General features: G+C 59.0%; 5 protein-coding genes and 1 tRNA gene. 4 read left to right on the top strand and 2 right to left on the bottom strand.

Annotation, left to right across the window (positions count from 1 at the left end):
• Positions 1–64: 64 nt before the first annotated feature.
• The 3 genes from NW843_RS07965 (at position 65) to NW843_RS07955 (ending at position 2,174) form a co-directional block, all read left to right on the top strand.
• On the top strand, positions 65–676 hold the full coding sequence (locus NW843_RS07965) for a protein jag (RefSeq protein ID WP_414522618.1): 612 nt from the start codon (positions 65–67) through the stop codon (positions 674–676).
• An 89-nt stretch (positions 677–765) separates the two neighbouring features.
• Positions 766–1,254, top strand: a complete 489-nt coding sequence (locus tag NW843_RS07960) for a YceD family protein (RefSeq protein ID WP_414522617.1) — start codon at positions 766–768, stop codon at positions 1,252–1,254.
• Between the two features lie 8 nt (positions 1,255–1,262).
• Positions 1,263–2,174 (top strand): homogentisate phytyltransferase, encoded by a 912-nt coding sequence (locus NW843_RS07955; RefSeq protein WP_414522616.1) that lies wholly within the window; start codon positions 1,263–1,265, stop codon positions 2,172–2,174.
• Between the two features lie 49 nt (positions 2,175–2,223).
• Here NW843_RS07955 and NW843_RS07950 read toward each other — a convergent pair whose 3' ends face one another.
• Positions 2,224–3,024 (bottom strand): photosystem II S4 domain protein, encoded by an 801-nt coding sequence (locus NW843_RS07950; RefSeq protein WP_414522615.1) that lies wholly within the window; start codon positions 3,022–3,024, stop codon positions 2,224–2,226.
• A gap of 69 nt (positions 3,025–3,093) precedes the next feature.
• Here NW843_RS07950 and NW843_RS07945 point away from each other — a divergent pair.
• Positions 3,094–3,166: transfer RNA gene (locus NW843_RS07945), tRNA-His, on the top strand.
• A 309-nt stretch (positions 3,167–3,475) separates the two neighbouring features.
• Here the strand turns inward: NW843_RS07945 and NW843_RS07940 are convergent.
• Positions 3,476–5,560, bottom strand: a complete 2,085-nt coding sequence (locus tag NW843_RS07940) for a hydantoinase/oxoprolinase family protein (protein ID WP_414522614.1) — start codon at positions 5,558–5,560, stop codon at positions 3,476–3,478.
• Positions 5,561–5,748 lie beyond the last annotated feature (188 nt).

Below are 5,748 nucleotides of genomic sequence, written 5' to 3'. Positions count from 1 at the left end.
TTTCAGTATAGTTGAGCTTATTATTGACTAGAGTCATGCTCTTCAAAGTTGGAAGCTGCCCAGGATGAGCCGTCCTAAGTCTTCTACGGGATCTGCTGCTAGGAAATCTGAGGGAACCGTTGCCCCTTCGCCAAACAAGTCCACCTTTGCGGCCAATCAAGAGCGAGCCAGGCAGTGGTTACAGCAGGTGCTGGCGGCTATGGGGATCCCAGCGGCGGTGCGGGTGGTGGGGGAGGTGCTGGAAATTGAGGCGTCTTCTTTGACCCCAGCTCAGAAGCAACTGCTGTTGGCGAAAGCCCCCCCCTTGCCCTCTCCATCTTCCAGAGATTCCCCTCAAGAGGAGGATCGCTCCCCTGTGGTGCTGGATGCGTTGCAGTACCTGGCCAACACCCTTCTCAACCTGAACCAGCCGGAAGACCAGCAGCAGCCCTACATTTTGGATTTGGACGGCTATCGGCAGCGGCGTTTGCAGGAGCTGAAGGTTTTGGTTGCCGCTGCTGTGGAAAAGGTGAGGGCCACTGGCCGGGAATACGAGTTTCCCGATCTCTCGGCTGCCGAGCGTCGGCAAATTCATACTCTCTTGAATGACCCTGCCTATGCCGATCTGGAAACTTTCAGCCGTGGCAAAGAGCCTGACCGGCGCTTGGTTATCCGTCGGGCAGCTTCCCCATCTTGAGAGTGGGCAGAGGGCTGGGAACAAGTTGGCCCTCTTGCTACGGTGACGACAGGGATCCCTGCTACCCAAAACGCGTGAAGGGGGGTGCCATGCTGAGGCCAATTCGTCTATCGGATCTGCGGCAGATGCCCGGTCAAACCCAAGAATTGCAGTTTAGGCAGTTTTTTTCGGGCTTTGAGAGTTTGACCCCTGTGGAGGGATCCCTGGAAGTCAGCCATCGGGGCCATTTTCTCGAAGTGAGTGCTGAAGCTCGTACCATTGTCACCCTCACCTGCCACCGCTGCCTACAGCAGTTCAACCACCGGCTGCACCTGGAAGTTGAGGAGATCATTTTGATTCGGGATCCCGAACCTCTCCCCTTGGAGCTGGAATTGCAAGACGAAGAAGATCTGCTGGAGAGCCTGCCCCCCAATGGTGAGCTGGATGTCGAAGACTGGATGTACCAGCACCTGCATTTGGAGATGCCCCGCCAGTTGCCCTGCCGTCCCGACTGTCCGGGTATTGCGGTGGAATCTCCCGCACCGGAGGTGGATCCCCGCTGGGCAGCCCTAGCTTCTCTCCTGGAAGACTCTCCCTAACTTTTTTGATGTTGCGCCCACAAGTTCTCTGGCGTTTTGCTCGACCCCACACCGTCTACGGCACCAGCGCCAGCGTGGTGGGCCTCTACCTGTTGGCAGGGTTTGTGGCTGCCGGATCCCTGCAACCGGTTCTCTCGGCGCTGCCCCAGTTGGTCTGGGCTTGGGCAGCCTGTTTGGCGGCCAATGTCTACATCGTCGGCTTGAATCAACTGACGGATGTTGAAATCGACCGCATCAACAAGCCCCATTTGCCCTTAGCTGCTGGATCCCTGGGTTGGCGACAGGGGGTGGGGATCGTCGTGGGTTGTGGGGTGGCGTCCGTCCTACTGGCCATGGCCGGGATCCCTTACCTGCTGCTGACGGTGCTTTTGAGCAATGGGATCGGCACGGCCTATTCGCTGCCCCCCTTGCGGTTGAAGCGTTTTCCGCTGGCAGCCTCGGCTTGCATCTACAGCGTGCGCGGCTTGATCGTCAATTTGGGCCTTTACAGCCATTTTCAGCAGGTGATGCAGGGAAGGGTCGAGCTTTCGGCTGCGATTGTTTGGCTGACGGGGTTTATGTCGATTTTTGGGCTGGTGATCGCCCTTTTCAAAGATATTCCCGACATGGAGGGGGATCGCCAGTTTGCCATTGCCACCTTCTCGCTGCGCTTTGGGCCAGGGCGGATCTCAAGGTTTTGTATCGGCATTTTGGCCTTGTGCTATCTGGGATTTATCGGGGTGGGGATCTCTTTTCTCCTTGCGGGCAACGGCCTCTGGCTGTTGGTGAGCCATGTGTTGGGGCTGGGGATCCTCTTGGGCTATGGTGTCCATCTGGATCTCAGCCGTCGGGAGGCGATTGTTGGCTATTATCAACTGATCTGGAAGTTGTTTTACTTGGAGTATTTGCTTTACCCTTGGGCCTTTTTCTCTTTTTTCTAGAGCATTTTCCTGGAGGTAACGATCTCCCCAAAATCAGACAGGAAAAAATCTAGAGATACCGCCTCATTTGCACCCGAAAGCGGCCTTTTTTTGTTTCGGCTACCTCTTCGATTTGCAGCCGACCCCGACCTCGAATGGCAATCCAATCCTGAGGGCCAACGGTGTAGCTGGCTTGGGTAATGGGCTTCCAGTTGACCCGCACTTCCCCCCGTTGGATTTCTTCCACCATTTTGCTGCGGGAGATGCCAAACCCAGCTGAGGCTACCGCATCCAGGCGCAAAGAGGCTTCTATGCTGGTGATGGATTTGACGCGGGGGGGCTGAATGTTCAACTGGCTCAGGGGGATCCGGCCTACTTTGACAGGCACTGTGCGCACCTGCGTCAGGTTTAGGGTGAGGTAATCCACCATTTCGGGCACAACGATGGCCTGGGCGCCTGAGTCTCCCAACACAAGGATGTCTCCCACTTTCTCGCGGGCGATGCCGGACGCCAACAGGGCTCCCAGAAAATCGCGGTGGGTGGCCGGGTCGAAGAGAAAGTTGCCCTGAATCTGAATGGCGGCCAATGGGATCCCTTCTTGGTCGGGCTTGGGATCCCGGACATCCAGACCCACCTCAGAGCGGGCCAGGGCTATGCGTTGGCGTTCTGCTTGGGGGTACCCTCCCCAGGCCCCCACTTGTAGTTCGGTCAAGTTGCGCAGCCGAGCTTGCACCTCCGCTATTTCGGGTGGGGAAAGGAAGTCGCTCCAGACCACTTGCCAGGTCTTGAGGGCTTGCTCTCCCAAATCCAAGACCCGTGCCAAGGTTTCTCGATGCTCTGCCCCTTGCAACAAATCGGCTCTGGGTAGCATTTTGAGGCGCTTCGACCTTTGTAGTTCAGTCCCGTTTTTCCCATGCTAAGCTAGATAGCCGGAATCGCGGCGGGCGTAGCCAAGCGGTTAAGGCAGAGGATTGTGGATCCTCCATTCGTGGGTTCGAGTCCCATCGTCCGCCCTTGAGGGAAATCGCGAAAATCCAGTCAGGGCAAGGGCTGCAGAGGCCAGTCCATCTATCTAGACCCTGACAAACGAAAACAGACAACACCCTATCTGGACGCAAAAATCGTGAAGGTATTCGTCAAGGTGATCTGGAGCACCTGCCTCTCCCTCTCAAAACAAGCTCTGCTGTGGTCTTTCAGGTTAGGGTGAGCTTCTGGCCCCCTGCATTATTGCTCCGCAACGCCGACGCGAGCAACGTTTTGGGTGTGGGCACAGTATCCTAGTTTGAATCGAAATGACCATGACGCTCTGCTTGCGGATGGACTCACCAGGACTTTGTCCCGCTATCGCGAACACAGCTCAAGATTAGGGTTCCCACTTCGTCAATGACCCCCGTCCAATCGGCTTCGATCACCGCAGTTGCCTCCGGCATCTCGACAATTGCCGGCCCGCGCAGTTGAAACCCCACATCCATGCGCTGCCGATCGTAGACCGGCACCGAGCACATCCTGCCCCCAAACCATGCCTCTCGCCGACCCTTGAGGGGATCCCCTGGCAAAGGGTGGGGTGCAGTCAAAGGCACGGTGGGTAGGGCCTGCACCGCCTGTAGACGCAACTGAATCACCTCCACCGGCTGGGCCAAATCCTGCCATCCATAGCGTTGTCGGTGGGCCTGGTGAAACTGTTGCTCCAGATGAGGAATCGGATCTGACAACTGCACCGGGATCTCCAACTCAAAAGACTGGCCGCGATAGCGCAAGTCCAAGCTGAAGTGCAGCGCCGGATCCTGCAGATCGGCTCTCGCCTGGCGGATCAGGGGTTCTGCCCATTGGGCCAGCAGGGATCCCCCTGAATCGGACGCAAGCTGCCGCAGAGGTTGGAGGATGGCCCGCCGATAATCTCGCCGCAGATCTGCCAGAGCCATTCCCAGCGCCGAGAGCACCCCACAGGCAGCCGGGATCAAGATCGTGCGGATGCCCAGCTCTTCTGCCAAAGCACAGGCATGCATGGGCCCGGCTCCGCCGAAGGCCAGCAGGGCAAAATCGGCGGGATCCAAACCCCGCTCCACGCTGATCACCCGCAAGGCCCGCGACATGGCGACATTCGCCAAGGTGCGAATGCCAACGGCAGTTTCCTGCAAGCTCAAGCCCAAGGGATCCGCCAGCGTGGCAATAGCCTGTTCCGCTAGCCCCCGCCGTAGCTGCACCGAGTCGCCCAGCCGACCGCCATCCGGCAGGTACCCCAGCCAGAGGTTGGCATCGGTAACCGTCGGAGCTGTTCCCCCCCGACCGTAGCAGGCCGGCCCGGGGTTGGATCCGGCACTCTCTGGCCCCACCTGAAGCCCACCGCCGGGCAGCAAATGGGCCAGGGATCCGCCGCCGGCACTGACGGTGTGGATATCAATTTGGGGCTGTTGCACGGGCAAGCCACACACCACTGCTGCAGGAGTAACCTGGGGGATCCCATCTTGGATCAAGGCCACATCTGTGCTGGTTCCCCCCATATCGAAGCTGAGCAAGTGGGGGTAGCCACTCAGGCGACCCAGATAGGCCGCCCCATAAACCCCGCCTGCCGGCCCCGAGAGCAAAGCCAGCGAAGCATGGGCCGCCGCCTGAGCAATGGAGGTCACCCCGCCGGAAGACTGCATGATCAAGGGCTGGGGGATCCCTCGCTCCCGACATCCTTGGGCCAAGCGGTGCAGGTAGCCCGCCAGTGCCGGGCTGAGGTAGGCATCGATGGCGGTGGTGCTGAAGCGCTCGTATTCTCGGAACTCCGGCGCCACCTCGCAAGACAGGGAAAGATGTAGCTCCGGGAAAGCCTGTCGCAAGGCCGTCCCCAGCCGCTGTTCGTGCTCCGGGTAGAGAAAAGAAAACAAAAACCCCACCCCAATAGCGCGGATCCCATCCCGCTGCACCCGTTCCCCCACCTCCTGCACCACCCGCCGGATTTCGGCATCGGTGAGCGGCTCCAACACTCCGCCCGCGCTGCAGCGCTCCTTCACCTCCAGGCAATGGTGGCGGGGCACCACTGGCTCCGGCTTGGGCTGTGTCAGGTCATACAGAGAGGGGCGGTTTTGACGGGCAATGGCCAGCACATCCCGAAAGCCCGCCGTGGTCAAAAACAGGGTGGGGGATCCCTTGCGCTCCAGCAGCGCGTTGGTGGCTACCGTCATGCCATGACAGAAGAGGTCAACCCAGAGCACCCCCAGCTTGTCCAGCGCCGCAAAGACCCCCTCCTCAGGGCTGGGGGTAGACAGCACCTTCGCCGTCTGCATCTGGCCATCCTGCAAGAGCACCAGATCGGTAAAGGTGCCCCCCACATCGATCCCCAGGCGGGCCAAGCTGCGGCTTGCTTCCGTCTGATCCAGATTGGCCGGATCGAGGTTGCTACCCAACGCTGATGCGACCATGGCTTCCATCGTGCATTTCTTTTGCCTTCTTCTGGGGCCAGCCCTTGGTCGGACTATGGCTATGACGCCTGGCTTTTGTAACGGCAGAGACAGGCTGACCGGCGCCCCTTCGTGTAGCGAGTGTAGCTCAGCAACTTCTGTCTTTTTTGGAGCATGACTCTAGTCAATAATAAGCTCAACTATACTGA

The organism is Synechococcus sp. R5-12 (assembly GCF_047502655.1).
Classification (GTDB): Bacteria; Cyanobacteriota; Cyanobacteriia; order Thermostichales; family Thermostichaceae; genus Thermostichus.
The sequence above is the reverse complement of the archived record's forward strand: the minus strand, read 5'-3'. Positions and strand labels throughout refer to the sequence as shown.